Origin of the sequence: Rhodovulum tesquicola (assembly GCF_024128855.1) — a bacterium.
Taxonomy (GTDB): Bacteria; Pseudomonadota; Alphaproteobacteria; order Rhodobacterales; family Rhodobacteraceae; genus Rhodovulum; species Rhodovulum tesquicola.
This window is the reverse complement of sequence record NZ_JAMYDV010000005.1, coordinates 104816-127497: the sequence shown is the minus strand read 5'-3', so window position 1 is coordinate 127497 and position 22682 is coordinate 104816. Positions and strand designations below refer to the sequence as shown.

Sequence of the window (22682 nt, the reverse complement as noted above, 5' to 3'; positions counted from 1 at the left end):
GATCAGACCTTCTTCTCGATATGGATTTCCACCCGGCGATTGCGCGCCCGGCCCTCGCGCGTGGCGTTGTCGGCGATGGGCTGGGTGGCGGCGCGGCCCTCATGGGCGATAAGGCCGGGGGGCACGCCGCGGGCGATCAGCAGATCGGCGATGGTGCGCGCGCGGGCTTCGGACAGGCCCTGGTTCGAGGCGAAGGGGTTGGTGCGCTGCACCGGCACGCTGTCGGTATGGCCGACCACGCGCACGCCGCCGATCACGTCGAGATTGTCGACGATCACCTGTGCGATGGCGGCGATCAGGGGGGCGTAGACCTCGTTGATCTCGGCGCGGGCCGAGCGGAAAAGCTCGGGGTCGGGGGATTGCAGGGCAAGGATCGCGAGCGAGACATCCTCGCGCCCGGTCAGCGCGCCCAGCGCGTCGGGGGGGGCTGCCCCGGCAAAGAGCGGCAGCAGTTCCATCACCACGGGTTCGGCGATCAGCGCCGGGGTTTCCGGCACGGCGGTTTCGCGCAGGGGCCGGTATATCCCCGCGCGTTCGGGCGGGGGCAGGACCGAGGCCAGCGTGAACAACTGCTCGCCCCGCGACGACAGCCGCATCGACAGCCCCGCATAGATCAGCGTGATCGCCGCCAGCGCGACCAGCGCGATCGACCATAGCGGCACGCGGAAGCGCGGCGCCTCGTCGGCGGCGGCCACGCCCTGCCAATGCGGCGACAGTGCCCGGTCGGCATCGTCGGGACGGCGCAGCACGCGGGCCATCGCGCCGCGCATCTGCGCCAGCGCCCCGTCGCCCGCGGGGCCGGTGACCCGGTGCTTGCCGCGAAAGCCCAGCCCGAGGCAGAGAAAGGCCAGTTCCAGCATGTCGGGGTCGCGTTCGGAATAGCGCAGCAGATCCTCGGCCCGCTCGAAGAACCGCGTCCCGGCATCGACATCGCCCGAGAGCGAGACGACAAGCGGTTCGCGCGGCCAGTCGGAATGCCCGCCCCAGGGGGTGTTCAGCGCGACATCGTCCAGAAGGGCGGCGACGAACCACGCCGCCTGATCGGCGCGCGAGAGCGGCACGCCCTCGCCCACCGCGGCGTCGCGGGCATGGATCAGGTTGTCCAGAAGCCGCGCGCGCAGGGTTTCGGGGTTCTCGGGCGCCATGGCGCGTTCCAGTTCCGGGGCAAGGCCCAGAAGGGCGGCGAAGGCGTTCACCAGCGGGTTGGCCGAGGCGCGCAATTGCTGCACCCGCGGCGCGGCTTCGCCCGCCGTTCCGGGCCGGGCGGCCATGGTGGCGGGGCCGCGGGCCTGGCGCGCGGGGCGGATGCGGGTTCGGCCCGCGTCGTCGTCCAGCCCGAAGGGATCGTCGCGTGTCATCGCCTCACCTGCTGACCGCGTAGCAGTCGATTTCGGGTTCGCTGGCCAATTCGCCCGAGACCCCGATCACGAAGCCCGCGGCGTCGGCCAGTTGCGCCCAATGGTCGGAATGGCGGTCAAGCTCCAGGCAGAGCCGGTCGCCGTCATAGGGGATCTCGCGGGGCTGCGAATGCAGCGGTTTCAGCGGGATGCCGGGCAGCCGCGATTTCCAGAGCGTGTCGAACTCGTCCGCGGCGCCCACGGTCGTCTGGTTGACGAAGATTTGGCGCAGCTTTTCGTCGGACATGTCCGAGCCTACGCGCACCACGATGCGCGAGCTGTTCACAAGCTCGGGATTGCCCAGCCGCACGGTCCAGACATTGCGCGAATGCTTTCGCACCTCCAGCGGGCGGGCGCGGATCTCGACATGGCGCAGCGACAGGATCAGCGAGCGCAGCGTGTCGGCCAGCGCCTCGAAGGCGCGCTGGGGGTCCATGTGGTCATAGGCGGGCAGCGCCGACAGGCTGCGCGAATTCGATCCGAAGGTCGCCATCCGCCCGGCCAGCCCGGCCAGTTCGAGGAAGAATTCCGACGGGTGGAACAGATCCTGGGCCAGCATATGCGCGATCCGGGGCCGCGCGGTGTTGGCGAGTTCGAGGATCAGCAGGTTCTCGACCGAGGCCCCGCTGCCGCCCATCAGGAGCTTGCCATGCGCCTCGGTGATGCGTTCCAGACCGGTCGCGATTTCGTGGGCGAAGCGGGCATACCAGGGCGCGGCGGCGGTGATGAGCGCGGGGGGCAGGTGGCCCTCGTCCAGCGCGACGGCGCCATCGGCCTTGAGCCCGTCGATCCGGCAGATCGGCAGGGTGGCGAAGCCCGTCTCGTCCTGACCGGGCAGCAGGAGGCGGGGTTGCAGATGGGCGATCTCGATCTCCTCGGGCTCGGCGCCGTTCAGCACGGTGTCGCGGATCTCGACCAGCGCGCCGCGATAGCGCGCGCCTGCGGGGTCGGCATGATGCGGCTCGATCGTGGCCGCGCCGCTGCGTTCCAGCGGCACGGCGATGCGCACCAGCCCGGCGGGTGTGTCGGCGGCGATGGCCACCGGTTCGGGCGCGGGCATCGTTTCGGGCAGCGAAAAGGGCGTGCCGTCGGGCAGGATGCCCTGGGCCGTCTCGATCCCGACGCGGCCTGCCCCCAGCGCGGCGCGGTCCAGCACCAGCCGCCCGAAACCCCAGCTCTGGTGGCGTGCCGCGCCCAGCGCGCCGCGCACCAGTGCCTCGGTCCAGCGGTCCTGTTGCTGGAAATGCTGGGTGCGAAGGAACAGACCCTCCGACCAGACGACCCTGTTGCCCTCTCCCATTCCGCCGCCCTCAGACCGATGTCAGGCTGATGCCGCCCGGGCCGACGCTGACGACAAGCCCCATATTGCCCGAGGCGGGGGCGGGCATCTTGGCGCGGAAGACCTTGCCGCCCGGGTCGCGATAGCCCGCGACGACGCCGATCACGGCCGTCCCGGTTTCCAGCCCGATCACCCGCGTCGCCGCGGCGCCCGGGCTCAGCACGATCTGGTCGGCCTTGACCAGATCGCCGCCGAGGGCGGTCTGCGGGGTCTGAAGCGCGAAGAAATCCGCCCCGTCGAAGGCCGCCGCGCCGCGCAATTGCAGGATGCTGAGCGTGAGCGGCCGGTCGGCCCCGTCGGGTCCGGGGTTCATTCCGGCCGTGCCCTGTGCGCTGACCGTCAATGCCCCCGGCCCGGGGGTGCAGCCCGCCAGCAGCAGCGCCGCGCCGGTCCCTGCCAGCAATATCCGTCTGTCGATCCGTGTCATGGTCCTACCTCCCCTTTGCGTCTTCATAGGCTGTGCGGAACTCGGCCCCGATCTCGCCCAGGAAGCGATCCTCGGCCGACCGGGCGATCTGGGCATAGCGCTCCTCGTAAAGCTGCCAGAGCTTGGCGCCCCGCCCGCCGGCAAGCAAGGTCTGCAACCGGCCCTCGGCTTCGAGATCGCGTTCGATGGCGGCGGGGTCGAAGCGGTCGATCATCTGGCGCAGCGCGGCCTGCACGGCGATCCAGGTGCGCATCTGGTGGTCGGCCATGTCGCGGAACGAGGCGGCGATGGCGGCGTCGGGGGGCAGGTAGCCGGGGCCGCGCCCGATCGCCAGCGCCTCGACGGCCTCGCGCGATGTGGGCAGGAATTTCAACGGGTTGACCTCGGCCGCGCCGATCACGGTCTGGGCCACGCGGACATTCTGCTTTTCCTGGGCGCGGGCGCGCAGAAGCTGCATCAGCCCCTCGGTCAGCGCCCGGAAGCGCGCGCCAAGCGCCTCCATCTCGGCCTCGGGATCAGCGCCTGCGGGGGGCGGGTCGATGCCGAGACCGCGGTAGAAGGCGGCGCGCAGGGCGGCGTCCTGGGCGGGGGGTGTCGGGGCGGTCGCGGGGCGCCAGTCGGGGGCGGGCGGTTCCGCGGCGGGCGGTTCGGGCGGGGGGCGCTGGGGTTCGGCGGGGGCGTCGAAATAGCCGCCCGCGGCCGGGGGCGGCGCGGGGCTGCGGCGGGGGGGCGCGGGGTCCAGCGTGAAGGGGTCGTCAAACTGGAAGCCCGGCGCCTTCTGCGCGGGCTCGGGTTCGGTGAAATCGCCCGAGCGCATCGCGCCGCGGAAGCTGGGCGGCAGGTTGGCCGGGCGCTCGGGCGGTGGTTCGTAGGGGGGCGCCTCGCCGAAATCGAAGGCGAAGGGGTCGCGGGCCTTGGCGGGTTGAACGGGGTCGGGCCGCGCGGCGGCGCCCAGTTCGACGCGCAGGACGTAATCGCCCAGCCGCAGCCGCATCCCGTGTTCCAGCGTGGCGGTGTTGCCCAGCCCCAGCGGCCGATCCGCGCCATCGACGAACAGCCCGCCCGAGGATGTGTCGGTGACGATGAACCGCCCGGCCTCGCCATGGATGGCGCAATGCTGGCGCGACACGAAGCGGTCGGGATCGTCGATCCGCCAGTCGGCGCTGGCATCGCGGCCGATGGTCAGCTCGCCGTCCTCAAGGCTGCGGCGGGTTTCGGCCTGCGGATGGGGGCCGTGTTCGAGGATCAGCGTCAGCGTCATGCCGCCACCCTCCGGCTCGGGGCGGTGATGCGCGCCAGCCGCAGGTCGTCGGCATCGCGGCGGGCGCGGGGGCCAAGCCATGCGGTGCGGCCCAGGCGCGCGGCGCCAAGCTGCGCGGGCGGCACCGCGTCGGCGGCCAGCACCAGCCGCAGATCGGCGTCGATGCCATGGCCCAGCGCGAACAGGACCGCGCGGCGCAGCGCCTGTCGCGCGGGTCCATCGGCCATGAACGCCTCGTAGCGGGGGCGGTACAGGGGGCCGACCACGATCTCGACCCGCGCATGGCGCGCATAGGTCCGTGCGCCTGCCACCGCGCCGGTGCCAAGCCCGGCATGGGCGCGGCCAAGCCGGGTTTGCAGCGGCGCGGGAATGTCGGTCCAGACGCCGACAAACTCGCGCAGGGCGACCGGCGCGCCGATCACGTCCGACAGGAAGCGGGTCAACCGCTCGACCCCGCGCACCTGGCCGGAAAGCGAGGTGGCATGGCGCAGCGCCATCCGGTCGGCCCCCGGCCCGTCCGCGCCGCCCCCCGGCAGGCCAAGCCCGGCCAGCGCCCGCATCAGCGCAGCGGTGCGCCCGCCGGTGCCATGGGCGATCTGCACCTCGGGGCGCGTTTCGGCCCAGGCGCGCCAGTAAAGCGCGATCATCCGGTGTTGAAGGATGTTGCAGAAATCGAGAAAGGCGGTGTCGGCGCTGGCCCCGTCACGCCCGCCCGCGAACCAGCGGTTCGAAAGCCGCGCCATCACCCAGCGCGTCAGGTGCAGGGGCATCGGGCCTTCGGGACCGATCAGGCCCAGCACGTTGACCTCGACGCGCGGCGGGCTGCCGGGGGTGACGCCCTCGACATCGCGCGTGGCGAAACCCAGCCGCAGGTTCTGGCCCAGGCGCACCGGCTCGGCCTCGGGGCCGCCGCTGCGGCCGAAACGCTGCGCATCGGTTTCGAGCAGGCGCAACAGCTGGAAGAACCCGGTTTCGGCCGGGTCGAGCCCCGGGGGCAAGGCCCCGCTCAGATCGGGGCGCGGTGGCCGGGCGTCATCGGCCATGTCACCTCCTCCTGGCGTTGCATGAGCCGCGTGCGCGTGCGCACGAAGGAATTGATCGCAGCATAGCGGCCAAAGAGCCGGTTCAGAAGCGCGCCGAGCAGCAGCGTGGACGCACCCGAAAGAATGGTCTCGTCGGTGTCCAGGACGATCTCGGTGCCATGGCCGAAACAGGTGGGGCCGGGCAGGGCCAGCCGCGCCATCACCGGGGCGGAGCACACCCGCTGGATCGCGCGCGCGTGCCGGGCAAGGGCCGGGTCGCCGCGATCGGCGTAAAGGTCGAGCATGGCGCGCAGCGGTTCGGCGTCCGAGCCCTCGCCCGCAAGCGACAGGTGGTCAAGCGACAGCTGCGCGATCCAGCGCCAGGTCAGGGCGTCGAGATCGGCGGTGCCGCCGGTGCCCTGCGGCAGGCTGGCGGCGAGCGAGGGGCGCGGGCGGCGGATCGCGCCGATCAGGGTGACACCCGCCACCGGATCGCCGGTTTCCAGCGTCAGGGTGGGGCTGTCGTCGAGGATGGGCAGGTCGCGGTTGGTGACCAGCGCGCGGATGTCGAGCCGTCGCGCCAGCGTCGCGGGATCGGCGCCGGGCGGGTGCGAGAGGGCAAGGAACAGGTCGTCGCCGGGATAGCTGGTGCGGGTCTGGCCGCGGCGAAGCTCATCCTCGCCGGGGCGGCGGCGGCGGCGTTCGACGGCATAGACCTGTCCGGTGGCGCCGCGGTTCTGTTCGACGGCGTAAAGCGGCATGATGCGTGCCGATTGCCCCTCGCGGTCGGCATCCTCGACGCGCAGGATGCGGTAGATCTCGAAATCGCGCGGGCGCGTGCGGTCGGCATGGACGACATGATCCGCCCGCCGCGGGTCGATCTCGACGATGTTGCATTCCTTCTCGAACAGATTGACCAGCGGCGTCGCGAACAGGCGGAAATCCTCGGCAGTGACGGGGGCAAGCTCGGGGCGGGGGCGGTCGAGCAGGATCACGATCTCGACGCCCGCGGAACTGTCGCGCAGCACCGGGTTCAGCCCGTCGAGGCGGGCGTAATGGAACCGTTCGGGCAGCAGGAAATATTCGCGGACCAGCCGATAGCCCTCGAAGGCGGGGCGGACGCGGGGCAGAAGCGCCTCGGCATCGGGGATGCCGACCAGGTCGGGCGGGGCGGCCCTGCGGAAACTGCCGCCCATGGGCCGGGCCAGCACCCGGTGGCCCCAGCCGAAGATCGCGTCGAACAGCGCGCCGCCATTGCCCCGCCCGCCAAGGAACAGGTCGAGCCGATCGAGCGTCAGCCTGGCCAGCGGCGTCGGCCCGGAGGGTTCCAGCACCAGCCGAAGCCCGGCCTCGGCCCCCGCTGCCAGTGCGCCCGACAGCCCCGCGGCGCGAAGCGCGCCCACGTCCTGAAGATAGCCCGCCGCCGCGATCCGCACCGGCCAGAGCGTCACGTCCTGCGCGGTGGCATAGGTCGCGCGCGTCGACAGCCCCTCGCGCAGGCCCGCCACCAGCCGGGTGCCGCGCCGGACGACATGGCCGCCCGCCATGCCGTCCACCTGCGGGCCGGGGCGCAGGACGGCCATGCCCATCGCGGGGGCGGGCGCGGCAAGGTCGGGGTAAAGCGCGTCCAGCAGGTTGCGGACATGGCGGCTGGCCTCTGCATCGACCTTGAGGCGGGTGCGCGCGGCGAGGAAGGCGACGCCTTCGAGCAGGCGTTCGACATAGGGATCGGGGCAGGGCACGGAATCGAGCGCGAGATTGCGCGCGACGGTGGGGTGCAGCGCCGCGAATTCGGCCGCCAGCCCGCGGATATGGGTCAGTTCCTCCTCGTAATAGGTCAGGAACGCCCGGTCCATCACAGCACCTCGACCGTTGTCAGGGCCTGCCCGTTGTCGAGGTCGATGGTGGTGGAGAGCCGCAGCCGTTCGGGCACCGGTGCCAGCATCAGCATGCCGTCGATATCGACGCGCAGCCCCGTCTTCTGGCCGGTGCGCACCTGCACCTTGACGCTGTCGCGCCGCAGACGGGGTTCGAACACCTGCAGGAGCGTGCGCAATTCGCGGGCCAGCGTCTCGGTGTCGAAATCGCTGCCCGTGTGCCCGGCAAAGGCCGGGACGCCGAAATTCACGACCGAGCTTCGGACCTCGGGGAAATCGGCCAGCAGGTCGCCGGGGCTGTCCTGTCCGGCCCGCTCGCGGTCGGTCAGCAGGAAGCGGGCCTCGAGCCGCTCGATGTTGAACAGCGCCTCGATGTCGCGGCGCACCGCCTCGCGCAGGACATCCGCCGTGACGACGATGCCGCGGTCTTCCAGCCGCCGGCGCCGGGCGAGGCTGTCGGCCAGTTGCATCAGCCGCTTGCGGGTGGCCTCGTCCAGCCCGGCCTCGCGCTCGATCGCGCGGGGGCCGCCCGAGGCCAGCGCCTGCACCCGGTCCGCCCCCAGCGCCTGGGCCAGGTCGGCGGCCAGCGCGTCGGTCTCGGCGACAAGCCCGGGCAGGTCGTCGCGCAGCCGGTCCCAGAGGGAGGGCTGCACGAGTTCGCTTCTGGCGCTGGGGCCCGGGTCAGCCATCATCGGTGCCCTTTCGCGGCGTCACCGACCCGCGGCGATGTCGTATTCGATCTCGTGCTCGTCGCCGGCCGAATGGTCGTCGGCCTGGATGATATACTTGACCTTGACCTTTTCGGCGGCGAGCCCAACCATTTCGCTGATCGCCTTGGTGTTCTCGTATTCGCCGACGATCTCGTATTTCGAGATGGTGGTATTGGTCAGCGTGATCTGGAGATAGTCCAGATGCGCATCGCCCGAATCCTTGCGCACCATGATGACGACCTCGGCGAAGGACTTGCCCTGCATGCAGGCCAGCGCAAGATAGGGCGAGGAGGCGTCATACCACTTCCTGACCATCAGCGGGTTGATCTGCGCCCGGCCGCGGGTGCGCCCCGATCCGACCTGGGCATGGGATTCCTGCTCCATCAGCCAGTGCAGGTCGTAGAGGTCGATCTCCTTCTCGTGGTCGGCGCTTTTCGATTCGCCGTCGATATCGGGCACTTTCATGTAGGCGTTCAGTGTCATGGTCTCTCTCCCCGGTTGAAGGTCCTTCGGTCACTCATGACTTCACGGAGGGCAGTTCGGAGACAAGGCGCAGGCTCGCGTTGATGCCTTCGAGCTGGTAATGCGGGCGCAGGTAGAATCGGGCGTTGTAATAGCCCGGCCGCCCCTCGACGCTGTCGACCTGGACCTCGGCCATGGCGAGCGGGCGCTTGGCCTTGGCGGCGTCGTCGGCCATGGCGGGGTTGGCCAGGACGTAGCGGTTGATCCATTCGGACAGCCACACCTGCATGTCCGAGCGTTCCTTGAACGTGCCCACCTTGTCGCGCGCGATGGCCTTGAGGTAATGCGCGAAACGGCAGACCGGCAGCAGGTAGGGCAGGTTGGCCGAGAGCCGTTCATTGGCCTGGGCGGCGGGATCGACCAGTCTGCCCGCCCGCGCCTCGTCGTCCTGCAATGTATGCGCGCCGATGAAGGCGGCGACATCGGTGTTCTTGCGGTGCAGGATCGGCATCAGCCCCAGCTTGGCCAGTTCCGCCTCGCGCCGGTCGTCGATGGCGATCTCGGTGGGGCATTTCATCGCCACCGAGCCGTCATCGGTGGGGAAGGTGTGGACCGGCAGGTTGACGACCGTGCCGCCCGATTCCACGCCGCGGATCTGCGAGCCCCAGCCATACATCTTGTGGCTGCGGTTGATGTTCACGCCCATCGCGAAGGCCGCGTTCATCCAGACGTAGTGATCATGCTTGCCGTCGATCTGTTCCTCGAAGGCGAAGCCCTTGACCGGCACGGTTTCCGCCCCGTAGGGCAGCCGCGCCAGCACGCGCGGCATGGTCAGGCCGATATAGCGGGCATCCTCGGATTCGCGCAGGCTTTGCCAGCTTGCGTAATCGGGCGAGGACACGATCTGCGAGAGATCCTGCGGGTTGGGCAGTTCCTGCCAGCTTTCCATGCGGAACAGTTGCGGGGCGGCCGCGGCGATGAAGGGCGCATGCGCCGAGGCGGCGATGCCCGAGAGGTTGCGCAACAGCGTCACGTCCTTGGGCCGGTGCGAGAACTCGTAGGCGCCGATGATCGTGCCGAAGGGTTCGCCGCCGAACATCGAGTATTCCTCGGTGTAGAGCTTCTTGAAGACCGGGGACTGGTCCCACATCTGGCCCTCGTAATCCTCCAGCACGTCGGCCAGTTCGTCCTTCTTGATGTTCAGGACGCGGATCTTCAGCTTCTGGTCGGTCTCGGTGTTGTTCACCAGGTAATGCAGCCCGCGCCAGGTGCCTTCGAGCTCGCGCAGTTCGGCACAGTGCATCACCTCGTTCATCTGGGCGGTCAGCAGGCTGTCGATGCCCGCGATCAGCGACTTGATCGACTTGACCGCGTTGCCCGAGATCGTCGCGGTGCCGGCCTTTTCGGTCGCGGCAAGGGCAAGGTTCGAGACCAGCGCCTTGAGCTTGTCGGCATCGCTTTCCTTGATCCGGAAATCCTTTTCCAGCAGCGCGGAGAATTCGCCGAGATCGAGCGCCTCGGCCTCGGCGGCGGCGCCTGCGGCCTTCTGTTCCTGCGGATCGGCCATGGCTCAACCCTCCTCCCTGGTGGCCTTCATGGCCTGTTCGGCGGCCTGCGCGAGCAGGGGCTCGTTCTGAAGCAGTTGCGCGATGCGCTTTTCGGCGTCGATCTTGCCGTCCATGTAGCTGAGCAATTCCTCGAGCTGCTTGCGCATCTTGAGAAGTTCCGCCAGCGGCGGGATCTGTTCGGCCACCTTGTCGGGGGCGAAATCGCCCATGGTGGTGAAGGTCAGGTCGACGAAGATTTCCTCGTCGGCCTCGGCGCCCTCCTTGGCGGGCAGCTTGTTGGGCACGCGCGCCTTCACGCGGGGGCCGAGCGCCTCCATGAACTTGTTGAAGCGTCCGGCATCGGTTTCGACGAAGGTGCGGTCGTTCACCGATTTCTTCGCCTCGGGGGTTTCCGAGGCCCCGGCGAGGTCGGCCATCACCCCCATCACGAAGGGCAGTTCGATGGTGGTGGGGCTGCCGTAATGCTCGACCTCATAGGCGATCTGCACCCTTGGGGCGCGGTTTCGCTCGATCACCTTCTGCTTGCTCTCTGCCATGTCCTGACCCCTGTTCTGCCGTGTCCTCGTCTATTTCCTGCTGCCCTCGGGCACGCCTGCCATGGCGCGGAAATCCTTGAGCCCGCCGGGGGCGACCTCTTCCATCAGCTCCATGAAATCCATCGGCACCATGCGCCGCAGGCGCCGCGCCAGATGGGGGATGGGGCTGGAGGGTTCGGTGCGTTCGTAGAAGGCGATGATGAGGTCGAGCGCGCGTTCGACATCCTCGCGGGAATTGATCTGGAAGCCGTTCATGCTGCCGCGCTGGGCGGCGGGTGCGGGGGCGGGGCTATCGGGTGCGGCGGCGGGGGGCGCCGGGCTGTCGGATGCGGGGGCGGGATCGGCCCCGGCCCGGGTCTCGGCATGGGCGGCGGCGGCGGCGAGCGTGGCGCCCACCCGGTCGAGAAAGCGGTCGAGCGCGGCGAAGCGCAGCGCCTCGCCCGGGCCGAGGCCGAGCCGGTCGTTCACCGCGGCGGCCAGCGCATCGAGCGCGGCGCGCGCGGCGGCGCGGCTGTGGGACAGCGCGGCGAAGATCTCGGGGCTCTCGATCGCCAGTGCGCGCGTCGCCGCCTCGACCCGCGCGCGGCGCGCGGCATGGGTTTCGAGGATCTGCGCCTGTTCCTTCTGGCCGAGCCCGGAGGGGGATTCGCGCAGCACGTCATTGTCGGAAAGCTGCCCGGCGGCAAGGTCGGCGCCGGTGACAAGGCCCATGCCGCGGGCGTCGATCACCGCGTTCATTTCCAGATCGCCGAGCAGCCCGTTCTCGGCATTTTCCAGTTGCATCAGGGCGTTGATCCGCCGCAGCCCGGCCTCGCGCGGGGTCGGGCCGGGGCGCAGTTCGGGGTGGATGCTGTCCCAGAAGGCCGCGATACCGGCCGCGATCATCCCGGCCCCCTGCGCCAGCCCCGCATAGCCGGCATAGCCCCGGGCCGGATCGATGCCGCCTTCGTTCGACAGGGCGCGGGCGACGATCACCAGAAGCCGCAGATCGCGCCCCGCGCCTGCCAGCTCGGCCGCCGCGCTCAGCACCTCGGACCAGTCCACGGGAGAAACGGGGGACGGAACCGCGCCGGGCGCCTCGGTCCGTGCCTCCCGGGACGCGGGTTCGATCAGCCGTTCGATGGCCTGGAACCGCGGGTCGCTCCTCAGCTCGGTTCCAGACGGATTGTCCCCGTCAAGCGGGGCGAGAAACACGTCCAGATTGACCAACGCCCCCGTCCTTCATTTCGAATGACAGGGGAATCATTTCAGATGGTTTCGATTCTGGCAATGATCGTGAGCGGTTATTGACGAGCGTCAATGATCCGCGACGCCACGCCCAGCACCTCGCCCTCGCGCCCTTGCAGGGTTTCGGCCAGCGCCTCGGCGACCGAGGTCACGCTTTCGTCGCGCGGGCGGCGGAGGTCGAAAAGCGGGCTGCGCGACAGGATCGCGACGATCTCGGACTTGCCGAAATCGCCATCGGTGATGCGAAAGGCCAGAAGGCCGGGATCGGCGCGGAACTCCTCGATCGAGTGCAGCACCCGGATCCGGCGCAGGCCGCCCTCGACCCGGCCGATCTGGTCCAGGGCGTGTTCGGTGCTGTTGATCTGGGGCAGGACGTGAAAGACCTTGCCGGTATTGTCCACGACCATGACCCAGAGCGAGCCCTGGGTCAGGCTGGCGGGCGCCAGCACCTCGGCCACGGGGTTCTGGCCGACGCGGTAGATGCCGGTCAGGTTCGCCTCGCCGCTTTCGCCATCGCCCAGCCAGATCGACAGCGTCCCGCCGCCCATCGGTGGCAGGACCGCGCGGATCGCGCAGAGATCGCGGTTGAGCGTCCTTGTCTCGACCTGCGCGGTCCGGTCGCCGATCAGGGGGGCAAGGGCGGCCTCGATGGCGGGCTTGTCCTCGGGCGTGGCGATGTCGCCGGTGATGACGATGCTGGCGCCAAGCGGATAGGTGGCGTCGTCGGGGGTCTGCTGGTCGAGCCGGCCGCAGGTGGCCAGCCGGTCCAGCACCGCCTGCACCCGGGCGGCGTCCAGCCTTTCGGGGCCTGCGGCGATGGTGGTGCGCAGCGCGATGCCGCTGTCGGCGGACCAGGCGTCGAGCCGGGTGCGCAGGGCCTCGCGCGCGGGGGCATCGGGGGCCAGCCCCGTGACCTCGGCCGACAGGCCGGACAGCGAGAGTTCCCAGCGGTCCAGCGCGGCAAGCTCGGCCATCAGCGCGCCCGCCTGCATGGCCCAGTCCGGGCGCGGCAGGCCGGTGGCGAGCGTCAGCGCGGTGTCGGCAGGCGGCCGCCCCGTGGCCTGTGCGTAGGCGTCGGCAAGGGCGGTCACGGCGGCCGCGTCGGGGGCATTGCCCGAGATCCGGCCCGGCAGGTCCGGATCATGCACGGCCACCAGCCGGTAGGGCGAGGCGACGGGCAGAGGCTGGCGCAAGAGCGGGTCGAACAGCCCCAACGCCCAGGCCGCAAGCATGCCAAGGGCCGCCAAAGCGGGCAGGGCAAGCCATGCCCGGCCGCGCCGCGCCGCGGGCGCGGGTTCGGCGTGGCGGGTATGCGGCTTCAGCGCGGCCTCGATCCGGGCGACCACGGCGGCGGCATCGGCGGGCCGGGCGGCCGGGTCGGGGGCGGTCAGCGTGTCGATCAGCCCCTTGAGCGGTTCGGGCACGCCCTCGGTATCCAGCGGGGCCTGCTTGCGGCGCACGATCTCGCCGGGCGTGGTGCCGGGGAAGGGCACCTCGCCCCGCCACGCGGCCAGAAGCGAGGCGCCGAGCGCGTAGAGATCCGAACGCGGCTCGGCCCGGCCCTCGACCTGTTCGGGGGCGGCATATTCGTATTTGCCCGCGAACTGGTTGCCGACGATGGTGCGCGCGCCCGCGGCCATGTCCTTGGCGATGCCGAAATCTATGATCGTGGCCTTGTCCGGGTCGCCGCCGCGCAGGATGATGTTGTCGGGCGACAGGTCGCGATGCACCACGCCGCGGGCATGGGTCGCGACCAGACCGCTGGCGACGCGATGGGCAATCACCATCAGGTCGCGTTCGTCCAGCCGCCGGGCCAGCATCTCGTCATTCATCGACGGGCCGTCGATATAGTCCATCACCAGGAAGACATGGCCTTGGTCGGAGCGCGAGCATTCGGTATAGCGCACCACCGCGTCGTGGTGGATGTTGCGCATCTCCTCCTCGCGCTTCATCAGTTCGATATAGTCGACATTGCCCGAGAACCGCGCCGACAGCGCCTTGATCGCCACCTGCCGGCCCGAGATCTGGTTGCGCGCCAGATAGACCTCGCCGGTGCCGCCGCGACCCAGCACGCCCTCGATGTCGTAGGTGTTGTTCAGCACCTGGCCCCGGTGGAAGATGTCCGAGGGCATAGGGTCCTTCATCGGCGGGCCTCGCTCTGCACGCGCGCGGCGAAAAATCCTGTCGCCGCGGCGGGTTTCGGGCGTAGACTAGCACGCGCGCCGGGCGGCCGGAACCGATATGGCCCGCCTGTGCGCCGACCGGCAGGATGTCAGGGGGAGGCAGCCATGGCCCAGCGGGGCAGCCAGGAGACGATCAAGCGAAAGGAACTTGTCGGCAAGCTGAACCCGGTCTGCCTGAAGGCCTTCTCGGCCGCGGCGCAGGCGGCGAAGGCGCGCGGTAATCCTTATGTCGAGCTTGTGCATTTCGTTGCGGAGCTTGTGCGGTCGCCGAAGTCCGATTTCGAGATCCTGTTGCGGTCCGCGGGCGTCGATTTCGCCCGGCTGGAGGCCGACATCACCCGCGCGATGGACGCGCTGCCGCATGGCGCGGGCGCGGTCGAGGAATTTTCCGACCATATCTTTCGCGCGATCCAGGAGGCGTGGAGCCTGGGCCAGCTGGAATATGGCGACGAGGCGGTGCGCTCGGCCTATCTGCTGCTGGCGGGGCTGAACACGCCGGTGATCGAGGCGCTGCTTTACAAGATCAGCCTGGAATTCGACCGGATCGACCCGCGCGACATGGGCGGGCAACTGGATGCGCTGCTGCCCGACTCGGTCGAGGGGATGGGGGCGGGGCCGGAACAGGCGGCGGCGAAGAAAGCCGCGCCGGGCGGGCAATCGGCGCTGGCGCAGTTTTCCACCAACCTGACGGAACGGGCCAGGGCGGGCCGGATCGACCCGGTGGTGGGCCGCGACATGGAGATCCGCCAGATCATCGACATCCTGATGCGGCGGCGCCAGAACAACCCGATCCTGACCGGCGAGGCGGGTGTGGGCAAGACCGCGGTGGTCGAGGGTTTTGCCCAGCGGCTGGCCAGGGGCGACGTGCCGCCCAGCCTGAAGGGCGTGCAACTGCACCTGCTGGATGTGGGGCTGATGAAGGCGGGCGCCTCGGTGAAGGGCGAGTTCGAGAAGCGGCTGCGCGCGGTGATAGAGGAGGTCCACAGTTCCGACGTGCCGATCATCCTGTTCATCGACGAGGCGCATACGCTGATCGGGGCGGGGGGGGCGGCCGGGACGGGGGATGCCGCGAACCTGCTGAAGCCGCCCTTGGCGCGGGGCGAGTTGCGCACGGTCGCGGCCACCACATGGTCGGAATACAAGCAATATATCGAGCCCGACCCGGCCTTTACCCGCCGCTTCCAGGTGGTCAACGTGGCCGAACCCTCGGAAGAGGCGGCGGTGCGGATGTGCCGGGGCGTCGCGGGGGTGCTGGAGCGCCATCACAAGGTCGAGATCCTGGACGAGGCGCTGGAGGCGAGCGTGCAGTTGTCGCATCGCTACATTCCCGCCCGGCAATTGCCCGACAAGGCGATCAGCCTGCTGGATACCGCCTGCGCGCGCGTCGCCGTTTCGCAGCACGCCACCCCCGCCGCGGTCGAGGATATCGACCGCCGTCTTGCCGCGCTGAGGATCGAGCAGGGCATCGCCGAGCGCGAGGCGGCCATCGGCATCGACACCGAGAAGCGGATGAAGGGCATCCTTGCCGCGCTGGCCGAGGCCGAGGCCGAGTTTGCCGCCGCGAATGCGCGCTGGGAGGCGGAAAAGGCGCTGGTGGACGAGGTTCTGGACCTGCGCGCGGAACTGCGCGGCGGCGGTGCGGCGCTGGACCAGACCGGGGCGGTGGGCCACATGGCACCGGAAGCGGCCGCCTCCGAAGCCGGGGAAGAGGCCGCGCCGGCGGACGAGGCCGCCCCGCCGCCGCCGCCCATGATGACCGAGGCGGAGCGCGCCGAAAGGCTGGCGGCGCTGAAGGCGAAGATGGCGGAACTGGCCGAGCAGCAGGGCGAGAGCCCGCTGATCCTGCCGTCGGTCGACCGCAACGCGGTGGCCAGCGTCGTGCAGGACTGGACCGGCATTCCCACGGGCCGGATGGTCGCCAGCCAGACCGAGCGCGCGATCCACCTGCCCGAGATCCTGGGCCAGCGGGTCGTGGGGCAGGATCACGCGATGGCGATGATCTCGAACCGCATCCAGACCGCCTATGCGGGGCTTGCCGCGACCGACAAGCCGATCGGGGTCTTCCTGCTGTGCGGGCCGTCGGGGGTGGGCAAGACCGAGACCGCGCTGGCGCTGGCGGATGCGCTTTATGGCGGGGAACAGAACCTGCTGTCCTTCAACATGAGCGAGTTCCAGGAGGCGCACACGGTCTCGACGCTGAAGGGCGCGCCGCCGGGCTATGTGGGCTATGGCAAGGGCGGCGTGCTGACCGAGGCGGTGCGCCGCCGGCCCTATTCGGTGGTGCTGTTCGACGAGGTGGAAAAGGCCCATGCCGATATCCACGAGGTATTCTTCCAGGTCTTCGACAAGGGAATGATGGATGACAGCGAGGGGCGCCGGATCGACTTCAAGAACACGCTGATCCTGTTGACCTCGAATGTCGGCACGGACGAGATCATGGCGATGACCGAGGACGGCAAGGTGCATGCCGATCTGGACGATCTGACCGCCGCGCTGCGCGCGCCGCTTCTGCGGGTGTTTCCGCCCGCGCTGCTGGGGCGGCTGGTGACGATCCCCTATTACCCGCTGTCGGATGCGGCGCTGGAACTGATCGCGGGGTTCAAGCTGAAATCCATCGCGAAACGGCTGCGCAAGGGCCATGACGCGGACCTGGTGATCGGCGAGGGGACCATGGACCTGATCAAGGCGCGCTGCATCGAGATCGAGTCGGGCGGGCGGATGATCGACGCGATCCTGACCAACACGCTGTTGCCGGAACTGAGCCGCCAGATCCTGAACCGCACGCTGGACGGCTCCACGCTGGCGCGGGTGACGGTGACCGGCAGCGCGGAGGGGTTCGCCTACGCGTTCGATTGAGGCAAGGCCATGGAGATCCTGAACCAGACCCGTTTCGTCCCGGCCTTTACCCAGGGCATGGACAAGGCGGGGCGGGAGCATCTGGTTCTGGTGGTCAAGGGCACGTTCGACTTTCCCGAGACGGGCGAGGTGCCCCCCATTGCCGAGGATCAGCGCCCGCTGGTGATGGCCGACGAATTTACCGGCGCGCCGGGGTTTTCCGCGCCGCTTTGGGAAACCGATTTCGCCTTTCGCAAGGCGCGCTGCGACGTGGTCGTGAACGGGTCCGCCCATGCCCCCGGGGGGCGGCCGGTGCAGGGGGTGCGGGTCGGCATCCGGGTGGGGGACTGGTCCAAGACGCTGGATGTGATCGGGGCGCGGGAATGGCGCGTGGTGGGGCCGGTGGTCACCGCGACCGAGCCGCATCCCTTCACGAAGATGCGGTTTTCCTACGAGACCGCCTTTGGCGGGCCGGACCGGAGCGATCCGGACGATCCCGCGCCCGCGGTCTATCGGCCGAACCCGGTGGGGCTGGGCTGGGGGCAGGTGAGAAACCAGTCGCGCCTGTCGGGCCAGCCCCTGCCCAACACGCAGGAACCGGGCGTGGCCGTGACCTCGCCCTATGGCAATTACCGGCCCATGGCGCTGGGGCCCGTCGGGCGGGGCTGGCCCGAGCGGCTGAAATACGCGGGCACCTATGACCAGCGCTGGCAGGACGAGGTGTTTCCCTTCCTGCCCGCCGATTTCGACGAGCGCTATTTCCAGTGCGCCCCGGAGGATCAGCAGATCGACCCGCCCGGGCCGGGAACCGCCGTGATCCTGGGCCACCTGACGCCACGGGGGCGCGAGGCGTTCCGCCTGCCGCCCGAGACCGCGCTGCCGGTGACGATCTTTCGCGGGCAGGCGGCGGTTCTGGAGCGCAGGCTTCTGCCCGACACGCTGCTGTTCGATTGCGAGGCGCGGGTGCTGATGCTGGTCTGGCGCGTCTCGGTGCCGATCCGGCGGATCATCACCGAATTTTCCGGGGCCTGGATCGGCCCGCCGACCGAAGCGATGGCCCGCGCCCGCGCCGAGGGGCGGCGCTATGTCCGGGCCGTGGGCGTGCCCGAGCCTCAGGAAGACGAGGCATGAGCGCGCTGTCGATCCTTGCGGCGGGCATGGTGACGGCGGTGGGGCTGGATGCGCCCTCGTCCTGCGCGGCGCTGCGCGCGCGGCTTGACGGGTTTTGCGAGACGCGGTTCGCGGGGCCGGGTGGGGACTGGCTGATCGGTGCGCCGGTGCCCCTGCCGCGCAACTGGCTGGGCGAGAAGCGGCTGGCCCATCTGGCCGCGGGCGCCATTGCCGAGCTGTTCGAGGCGGTGCCCGGGGCGGCGGGGCAGGCGGCGCTGATCCTGTGCCTGCCCGAGGAGGAACGCCCGGGCCGCCCGCTGCGCGATGCCGCCGGGCTGGCCGCCCGGATCGGCGGGATCGTCGGGATCCCGCCCCGCACCCGCACCCAGATCGTCGCCCATGGCCGCCCCTCGGGCCTGGTCGCGCTGCGCCAGGCGGGGCGGATGCTGGCCGAGGGGGCGGCGGATCATGTGGTGGTGGCGGGTGTGGACAGCTACCTGACCGCGCCGGCCATCGCCCATTACCAGGGCAAGCGCCGGTTGCTGACGGCCGAGAACGCGAACGGCTTTCTGCCGGGGGAGGCGGCGGCGGCGGTGCTGTGCGGGCGGACCGGGGCCGGGCTGCGGCTGGCGGGGCTGGGGCTCGCGCGGGAAAAGGCGTTCCTTTACAACGGGCTCGACGCTGACGGGCTGGACCTGCCGCTGCGCGGCGACGGCATGACCGAAGCCTATGCCCAGGCGCTGGGCGCGGCGGGGGTCGGCCTGGCGCAGATCGACTACCGCATCGCCGACCTGATCGGCGAGCAATACTGGTTCAGGCAGACCGCGCTGGCCGCGCTGCGGCTGGAACGCGGCCGTTCCGAATTCCAGGACCTGTGGAGCCCGGCCGAGAGCCTGGGCAATGTGGGCGCGGCGGTCGTGCCGCTGATGATCGGCATCGCGCTATGCGCCGCGCGCAAGGGCTATGCGGGCGGCGATCCGGTGCTGATCGAGGCCAGTTCCGACGATGGCGCCTGCGGCGCGGCGGTGTTCCGGGCGGGGGCGGGCTGATGGGGGACGTGTACGCCAACGGGCTGGAGATCTCGGGCAAGGCGGTGCAGGCCCAGACCATCGCGGCCTTCCCCGATGTCTGCATGACCCCGCCCGAGAACCCCGCGACGCCGCCGGGCGTGCCGGTGCCCTATCCGAATTTCGCGATGGCGGGCGATACCGAGAACGGCACCTCGACGGTGTTCATCGGCGGCAAGACGGTCAACCTGAAGAACAAGTCCGACATGTCCAGGACCTCGGGAGACGAGGCGGGCTGTGCCGCGAAGAAGGGGGTCATCACCTCCAAGAACACGGGCAAGTCCTATTTCAACTCGTGGTCGCCGAACGTGAAGTTCGAGGGCGAGCCGGTGGTGCGGTTCTCGGACCTGACCACCAACAACCACGCCTCGCCCGCCGCCAACACGCCGCCCTGGGTGCATGTGGCCAAGCTGCATCTGGGCCGCCCGCTGACCGCGGCCGAAAAGAAATGCCCGCCGATGGGACCCTTCAACAAGGTCAAGTGCAAGAAGGGCAGTCACGCGCACCATATCGTTCCGGACATGTGCTATCGCACCGGCACGCGCGGTTCGACCGGTGGCCGGATGCCCGGCGCCCCGTCGCTGAACCAGGGCATGTGCGTCTGCCTGACCCACAAGCAGCATTCGGGGCTGCATTCCAGCCTCAATGCCGATCTGAAGAAGCTGGGGGCAAGGCCGATGGCCGTGGCCGGGGGCAAGAAGAGCGTGCCGGGCACCGCGCCGATGTCCAAGATCATGGCGAAATGCGCCCAGTCGATAAACTCGGTTCCGAACCTGTCCCCCGCCTGCAAGAAGCTTGCGGTCGCGATGGCAGCCAAGCAGGTCAAGGATGCCAAGATCGCGTCCAGACCGGGCCGCACCACCACCAGCCTGCCCAGCGGCAAGGCGCGGACCGTCATCAGGAGAGGGAGGTACTGAAATGTTTCCCAGGGGGTTGAGGATCGTTGCCGGGGATGCCGGGTTGCCCGGAACGGTGTGCATCGCGCTGTCCCGGCCGGATGCGGACGAGCCCTACAGCATGATCCTGATCCGCGAGGAGGGCTTGGCCCAGCCCTGGGGCCGGATCGACGTGGACCGCGCCATCGTCTGGATCACCTCGGGTCGCTACGCCTCCGGCGCGGCGCCGGTCTATGTGGCGCTCAGCGACGAGGGCGATGTCTATTTCCTAGATGAGGAGGAAACCCGGGACGAGAAGATCCCCGGCGCGGGCATCTTCAGCGACGATGCCGCCGGGCGCGGCGCGGTGCAGCGGATCTATGCCCATGGCGACCAGTTCACCGTGATCGGTCAGAACGGACAGATCTATCGCCGCCTTGGGCCGGGAGACTGGCGCGCGCTGTCGGAATCCGGCCCGCCGCCTGATGCGGAGGGCGACATCCTGAACGCCACCTGCTGGCTGGGGCTTTCGGATGGGACCAGCCTGGTCGGCGGCTTCGTCTATCCCTGGGGTGGGGACACGACTGCGGCCGAGGCGGCGCTGGAGGATGGCGATATCGACAGTTTCGTGGACCTGATGTTCGAGGACGAGCGCGACCAGTTCGGGGTTCTGTTTCGTGTGGCGGGCGCGCAATGGACGCGCATCGACCTGCCGACCGATGCGGTGATCGCGGATCTGCACGATCCGGGACAGGGGGCGGGCGTGCTGGTCGCGGCAGGGATAGGCACCGCGCTCGTGCTGCGGGAGGGCGACGAGGTCGACTTTCTGGACGGGCCGGATACCGACGAGGATTATGTGTCCCTTGCCGCTGCCGAAGGCGGTCTTCTGGTCGCGGCCGAGACGTCGATCCATCCCTGTAGCGCCGCGAGGATCGACGCGCCCCTGCGCGGACCGGACGAAGGGTTCGGGAACATCCTGCGTATCCAGCAGTCGGACGACGCGCTGTGGGCCTTTGACGCGGACGATCTGTTCCGGTTGCGGCGCGGGGCCTGGGAACGGATCGAGGTGCCGCGCGCCATCCTGCGCGAGGGCTGATCCTCAGCCCAGCGTCGCCGCCAGGTAGGCCCGCACCTTTGCAAGGTCGAGATCGGCGATGCGCAGCGCCGCGGCGCCGGGTTGCAGCATGCGCAGGACGAACAGCTCGCCCGGTTCGGGATATTCGGCAAAAAGCTCCTGGGCGATGCGCAGGCCGTCTGCACCCGCCACCCGCAGCCCGTCCAGATGCGCCTCCAGCCGCTCGATCAGGCGGGACAGGCGCAGGGCGTCCATTTCCTCGTTTTCCTCGGGGTTCAGCATGTGCCGGTCGTAGATTGTCCAGAGGAACGCGGCCTGTTCGGCGTGCTGGCGAACGATGTGGTCCAGGACCGTCGCGGGCATCAGTTCAGGTTGACCGAGCCGCCGCGGATGCGGTTCGCCGCCGAGGCGTGGCTGGTCAGATAGCTGCCGCGGATGGTGATGCGGCCATCCGCCAGCATCACGATGGATGCCTTGCCCACGCGCAGTTCCAGTCGGTCCGTGGCGGTGACGCGCACCGTCTCGCCATCGCGGATCACCAGCGGCGGGCGGTCCTGACGGGGCGGCTCGACCAGCTTGCCGACGATCAGCGGGCGGTCGCGGCAGCCTTCCTCGAACAGCAGCGCCACCTCGGCGCCGACATCCTCGGCGCCAAGCGCGGTCAGCGAGCGGGCGGGGATCGCGTGATCCTGCGCATTGCCCGCGAAGACGACCAGCGGCGCGCCCGCCTCGAAGCCGAGAATGACGCCGAGCGCCACGCCGTCGATCTGGTCGGTGCGGGTCATCTGGTCCAAGGCCCCTGTTGCCCGGATTGCGCTGTCATTCTTCCACAGAAGGTCCGCCGCGCCAAGCGGGCTCAGCCGCGGCGCTGAAAGGCGATCATCACGAGGGCCAGCAGCGACGAGCCCAGCATCAGCAGCAGCGAGACCGCGTTCAGCAGGGGTGTCGAGCCCTCTTTCAGCCGGTCGAACATCGCGATGGTCAGCGGCGCGTCCGAACCGACCAGCATCAGCGTCGTGTTGAAATTCTCGAAGCTCATCAGGAAGGCGACGACGAAGGCGCCGACCAGGGCGGGGGCCAGATAGGGCAGGGTGACGGTGCGCACGGCGGTCAGGCGGGAGGCGCCGAGATTCAGCGCGGCCTCTTCCAGCGTATGGTCGAATTTCTGCAGGCGCGCCCCGATGACCAGCGTGGCGATGGTGGCGATGAACGAGAACTGTCCGAGGATCACCAGTGCGAGGCCCGGGCGCAGCGCGTCGATGTCCCATTGCGCGATGTCCCACAGCCCGTTCGCGATGCGGCTGGAAAAGACCAGGATCGAGATGCCCAGCACGATGCCCGGGACCACCAGCGGCAGCAGCATCAGGACATAGAGCAGCCCCTGGCCCGGAAAGCGGTAGCGGTTGAACAGGAACGCGTTCGACAGCCCCACGCCGACCGACAGCACCGAGACGCAGGCGGCGACGAGGGCCGAGGTGCCGATCGCGCGCAGGATGGGGCGTTCGTGGAAGACGCCGATCCGGGGGCGGGTGTCGCCGAAGAACCAGTCCAGCGTGAAGCCCTGCCAGGGCAGCGACGGGAACAGGCTGTCATTGAAGGCGAAGACCGCGACGACCGCGAGCGGCAGTGCCAGAAAGACGAAGAACGCCGCCACATAGGCCGTCCAGAGGGCTTTCAGAAGGGCGGGCTGGGGGATCGTGGGGATCATCGC

Annotated in this window: 20 protein-coding genes; 5 read left to right on the top strand and 15 right to left on the bottom strand. The window is 69.8% G+C overall.

Annotated features, from left to right (window positions below):
- Nucleotides 1-2 precede the first annotated feature (2 nt).
- The 12 genes from icmH to NHN26_RS17475 all read right to left on the bottom strand — a co-directional run bounded on the left by icmH (nucleotide 3) and on the right by NHN26_RS17475 (nucleotide 13970).
- Nucleotides 3-1358, bottom strand: coding sequence for a type IVB secretion system protein IcmH/DotU (icmH, locus tag NHN26_RS06980; RefSeq protein ID WP_253088780.1), 1356 nt, complete (start codon nucleotides 1356-1358; stop codon nucleotides 3-5).
- Between the two features lie 4 nt (nucleotides 1359-1362).
- Nucleotides 1363-2697: a type VI secretion system baseplate subunit TssK gene (gene tssK, locus NHN26_RS06975; RefSeq protein WP_253088779.1), complete on the bottom strand. Its 1335-nt coding sequence runs from the start codon at nucleotides 2695-2697 to the stop codon at nucleotides 1363-1365.
- Nucleotides 2698-2707: 10 nt separating this feature from the next.
- Nucleotides 2708-3163, bottom strand: a complete 456-nt coding sequence (gene tssJ / locus NHN26_RS06970) for a type VI secretion system lipoprotein TssJ (protein WP_253088778.1) — start codon at nucleotides 3161-3163, stop codon at nucleotides 2708-2710.
- A gap of 4 nt (nucleotides 3164-3167) precedes the next feature.
- Nucleotides 3168-4424, bottom strand: a complete 1257-nt coding sequence (gene tagH / locus NHN26_RS06965; RefSeq protein WP_253088777.1) for a type VI secretion system-associated FHA domain protein TagH — start codon at nucleotides 4422-4424, stop codon at nucleotides 3168-3170.
- Nucleotides 4421-5467: a type VI secretion system baseplate subunit TssG gene (gene tssG / locus NHN26_RS06960; protein WP_253088776.1), complete on the bottom strand. Its 1047-nt coding sequence runs from the start codon at nucleotides 5465-5467 to the stop codon at nucleotides 4421-4423. Before tssG ends, tagH begins: the two co-directional genes overlap by 4 nt.
- Nucleotides 5431-7302: a type VI secretion system baseplate subunit TssF gene (tssF, locus tag NHN26_RS06955; protein ID WP_253088775.1), complete on the bottom strand. Its 1872-nt coding sequence runs from the start codon at nucleotides 7300-7302 to the stop codon at nucleotides 5431-5433. The genes tssG and tssF overlap by 37 nt, the downstream gene beginning before the upstream one ends.
- Nucleotides 7302-8012, bottom strand: a complete 711-nt coding sequence (gene tssE / locus NHN26_RS06950) for a type VI secretion system baseplate subunit TssE (RefSeq protein ID WP_253088774.1) — start codon at nucleotides 8010-8012, stop codon at nucleotides 7302-7304. The genes tssF and tssE overlap by 1 nt, the downstream gene beginning before the upstream one ends.
- Nucleotides 8013-8033: 21 nt before the next feature.
- On the bottom strand, nucleotides 8034-8516 hold the full coding sequence (locus tag NHN26_RS06945) for an Hcp family type VI secretion system effector (protein WP_253088773.1): 483 nt from the start codon (nucleotides 8514-8516) through the stop codon (nucleotides 8034-8036).
- Nucleotides 8517-8550: 34 nt separating this feature from the next.
- Nucleotides 8551-10062, bottom strand: a complete 1512-nt coding sequence (tssC, locus tag NHN26_RS06940; protein WP_253088772.1) for a type VI secretion system contractile sheath large subunit — start codon at nucleotides 10060-10062, stop codon at nucleotides 8551-8553.
- Between the two features lie 3 nt (nucleotides 10063-10065).
- Nucleotides 10066-10599: a type VI secretion system contractile sheath small subunit gene (tssB, locus tag NHN26_RS06935; protein ID WP_253088771.1), complete on the bottom strand. Its 534-nt coding sequence runs from the start codon at nucleotides 10597-10599 to the stop codon at nucleotides 10066-10068.
- 30 nt (nucleotides 10600-10629) lie between these two features.
- Nucleotides 10630-11808 carry a type VI secretion system protein TssA gene (locus NHN26_RS06930; RefSeq protein ID WP_253088770.1) on the bottom strand — a complete coding sequence of 393 codons (1179 nt, stop codon included), beginning with the start codon at nucleotides 11806-11808 and terminating at the stop codon, nucleotides 10630-10632.
- Nucleotides 11809-11882: 74 nt separating this feature from the next.
- Nucleotides 11883-13970 carry a protein kinase domain-containing protein gene (locus NHN26_RS17475; RefSeq protein ID WP_290442859.1) on the bottom strand — a complete coding sequence of 696 codons (2088 nt, stop codon included), beginning with the start codon at nucleotides 13968-13970 and terminating at the stop codon, nucleotides 11883-11885.
- A 144-nt stretch (nucleotides 13971-14114) separates the two neighbouring features.
- On the opposite strand from NHN26_RS17475, the gene tssH reads away from it, so the two are divergent.
- Genes tssH through NHN26_RS06895 form a run of 5 tightly spaced genes read left to right on the top strand, consistent with a single transcriptional unit; the run spans nucleotide 14115 to nucleotide 20992 of the window.
- Nucleotides 14115-16865, top strand: a complete 2751-nt coding sequence (gene tssH, locus NHN26_RS06915) for a type VI secretion system ATPase TssH (protein ID WP_253088769.1) — start codon at nucleotides 14115-14117, stop codon at nucleotides 16863-16865.
- Between the two features lie 9 nt (nucleotides 16866-16874).
- Nucleotides 16875-17975, top strand: a complete 1101-nt coding sequence (locus tag NHN26_RS06910) for a DUF2169 family type VI secretion system accessory protein (RefSeq protein WP_253088768.1) — start codon at nucleotides 16875-16877, stop codon at nucleotides 17973-17975.
- Nucleotides 17972-19003, top strand: a complete 1032-nt coding sequence (locus NHN26_RS06905; RefSeq protein WP_253088767.1) for a beta-ketoacyl synthase N-terminal-like domain-containing protein — start codon at nucleotides 17972-17974, stop codon at nucleotides 19001-19003. Before NHN26_RS06910 ends, NHN26_RS06905 begins: the two co-directional genes overlap by 4 nt.
- A complete protein-coding gene (locus NHN26_RS06900) occupies nucleotides 19003-19938 on the top strand; it encodes a DUF4150 domain-containing protein (RefSeq protein ID WP_253088766.1) in 936 nt (311 codons plus the stop codon). The genes NHN26_RS06905 and NHN26_RS06900 overlap by 1 nt, the downstream gene beginning before the upstream one ends.
- Before the next feature lies 1 nt (nucleotide 19939).
- Nucleotides 19940-20992 carry a hypothetical protein gene (locus tag NHN26_RS06895; protein ID WP_253088765.1) on the top strand — a complete coding sequence of 351 codons (1053 nt, stop codon included), beginning with the start codon at nucleotides 19940-19942 and terminating at the stop codon, nucleotides 20990-20992.
- 3 nt (nucleotides 20993-20995) lie between these two features.
- On the opposite strand, the gene NHN26_RS06890 is transcribed toward NHN26_RS06895, so the two are convergent.
- From NHN26_RS06890 to NHN26_RS06880, 3 genes are all read right to left on the bottom strand, one after another.
- Nucleotides 20996-21334 (bottom strand): hypothetical protein, encoded by a 339-nt coding sequence (locus tag NHN26_RS06890; protein WP_253088764.1) that lies wholly within the window; start codon nucleotides 21332-21334, stop codon nucleotides 20996-20998.
- Nucleotides 21334-21756: a DUF6484 domain-containing protein gene (locus NHN26_RS06885; protein WP_253088763.1), complete on the bottom strand. Its 423-nt coding sequence runs from the start codon at nucleotides 21754-21756 to the stop codon at nucleotides 21334-21336. The genes NHN26_RS06890 and NHN26_RS06885 overlap by 1 nt, the downstream gene beginning before the upstream one ends.
- A 71-nt stretch (nucleotides 21757-21827) precedes the next feature.
- Entirely contained in the window at nucleotides 21828-22679 is an 852-nt protein-coding gene (locus tag NHN26_RS06880) for an ABC transporter permease (protein WP_253088762.1), read from the bottom strand.
- Nucleotides 22680-22682 lie beyond the last annotated feature (3 nt).

Excerpts from the sequence above, each read along its gene's own strand:
- icmH (WP_253088780.1), bottom strand. The coding sequence starts at position 1,358 with ATGACACGCGACGATCCCTTCGGGCTGGACGACGACGCGGGCCGAACC.
- tssK (WP_253088779.1), bottom strand. The coding sequence starts at position 2,697 with ATGGGAGAGGGCAACAGGGTCGTCTGGTCGGAGGGTCTGTTCCTTCGC.
- tssJ (WP_253088778.1), bottom strand. The coding sequence starts at position 3,163 with ATGACACGGATCGACAGACGGATATTGCTGGCAGGGACCGGCGCGGCG.
- tagH (WP_253088777.1), bottom strand. The coding sequence starts at position 4,424 with ATGACGCTGACGCTGATCCTCGAACACGGCCCCCATCCGCAGGCCGAA.
- tssG (WP_253088776.1), bottom strand. The coding sequence starts at position 5,467 with ATGGCCGATGACGCCCGGCCACCGCGCCCCGATCTGAGCGGGGCCTTG.
- tssF (WP_253088775.1), bottom strand. The coding sequence starts at position 7,302 with ATGGACCGGGCGTTCCTGACCTATTACGAGGAGGAACTGACCCATATC.
- tssE (WP_253088774.1), bottom strand. The coding sequence starts at position 8,012 with ATGGCTGACCCGGGCCCCAGCGCCAGAAGCGAACTCGTGCAGCCCTCC.
- NHN26_RS06945 (WP_253088773.1), bottom strand. The coding sequence starts at position 8,516 with ATGACACTGAACGCCTACATGAAAGTGCCCGATATCGACGGCGAATCG.
- tssC (WP_253088772.1), bottom strand. The coding sequence starts at position 10,062 with ATGGCCGATCCGCAGGAACAGAAGGCCGCAGGCGCCGCCGCCGAGGCC.
- tssB (WP_253088771.1), bottom strand. The coding sequence starts at position 10,599 with ATGGCAGAGAGCAAGCAGAAGGTGATCGAGCGAAACCGCGCCCCAAGG.
- NHN26_RS17475 (WP_290442859.1), bottom strand. The coding sequence starts at position 13,970 with ATGAAGGACCCTATGCCCTCGGACATCTTCCACCGGGGCCAGGTGCTG.
- tssH (WP_253088769.1), top strand. The coding sequence starts at position 14,115 with ATGGCCCAGCGGGGCAGCCAGGAGACGATCAAGCGAAAGGAACTTGTC.
- NHN26_RS06910 (WP_253088768.1), top strand. The coding sequence starts at position 16,875 with ATGGAGATCCTGAACCAGACCCGTTTCGTCCCGGCCTTTACCCAGGGC.
- NHN26_RS06905 (WP_253088767.1), top strand. The coding sequence starts at position 17,972 with ATGAGCGCGCTGTCGATCCTTGCGGCGGGCATGGTGACGGCGGTGGGG.
- NHN26_RS06900 (WP_253088766.1), top strand. The coding sequence starts at position 19,003 with ATGGGGGACGTGTACGCCAACGGGCTGGAGATCTCGGGCAAGGCGGTG.
- NHN26_RS06895 (WP_253088765.1), top strand. The coding sequence starts at position 19,940 with ATGTTTCCCAGGGGGTTGAGGATCGTTGCCGGGGATGCCGGGTTGCCC.
- NHN26_RS06890 (WP_253088764.1), bottom strand. The coding sequence starts at position 21,334 with ATGCCCGCGACGGTCCTGGACCACATCGTTCGCCAGCACGCCGAACAG.
- NHN26_RS06885 (WP_253088763.1), bottom strand. The coding sequence starts at position 21,756 with ATGACCCGCACCGACCAGATCGACGGCGTGGCGCTCGGCGTCATTCTC.
- NHN26_RS06880 (WP_253088762.1), bottom strand. The coding sequence starts at position 22,679 with ATGATCCCCACGATCCCCCAGCCCGCCCTTCTGAAAGCCCTCTGGACG.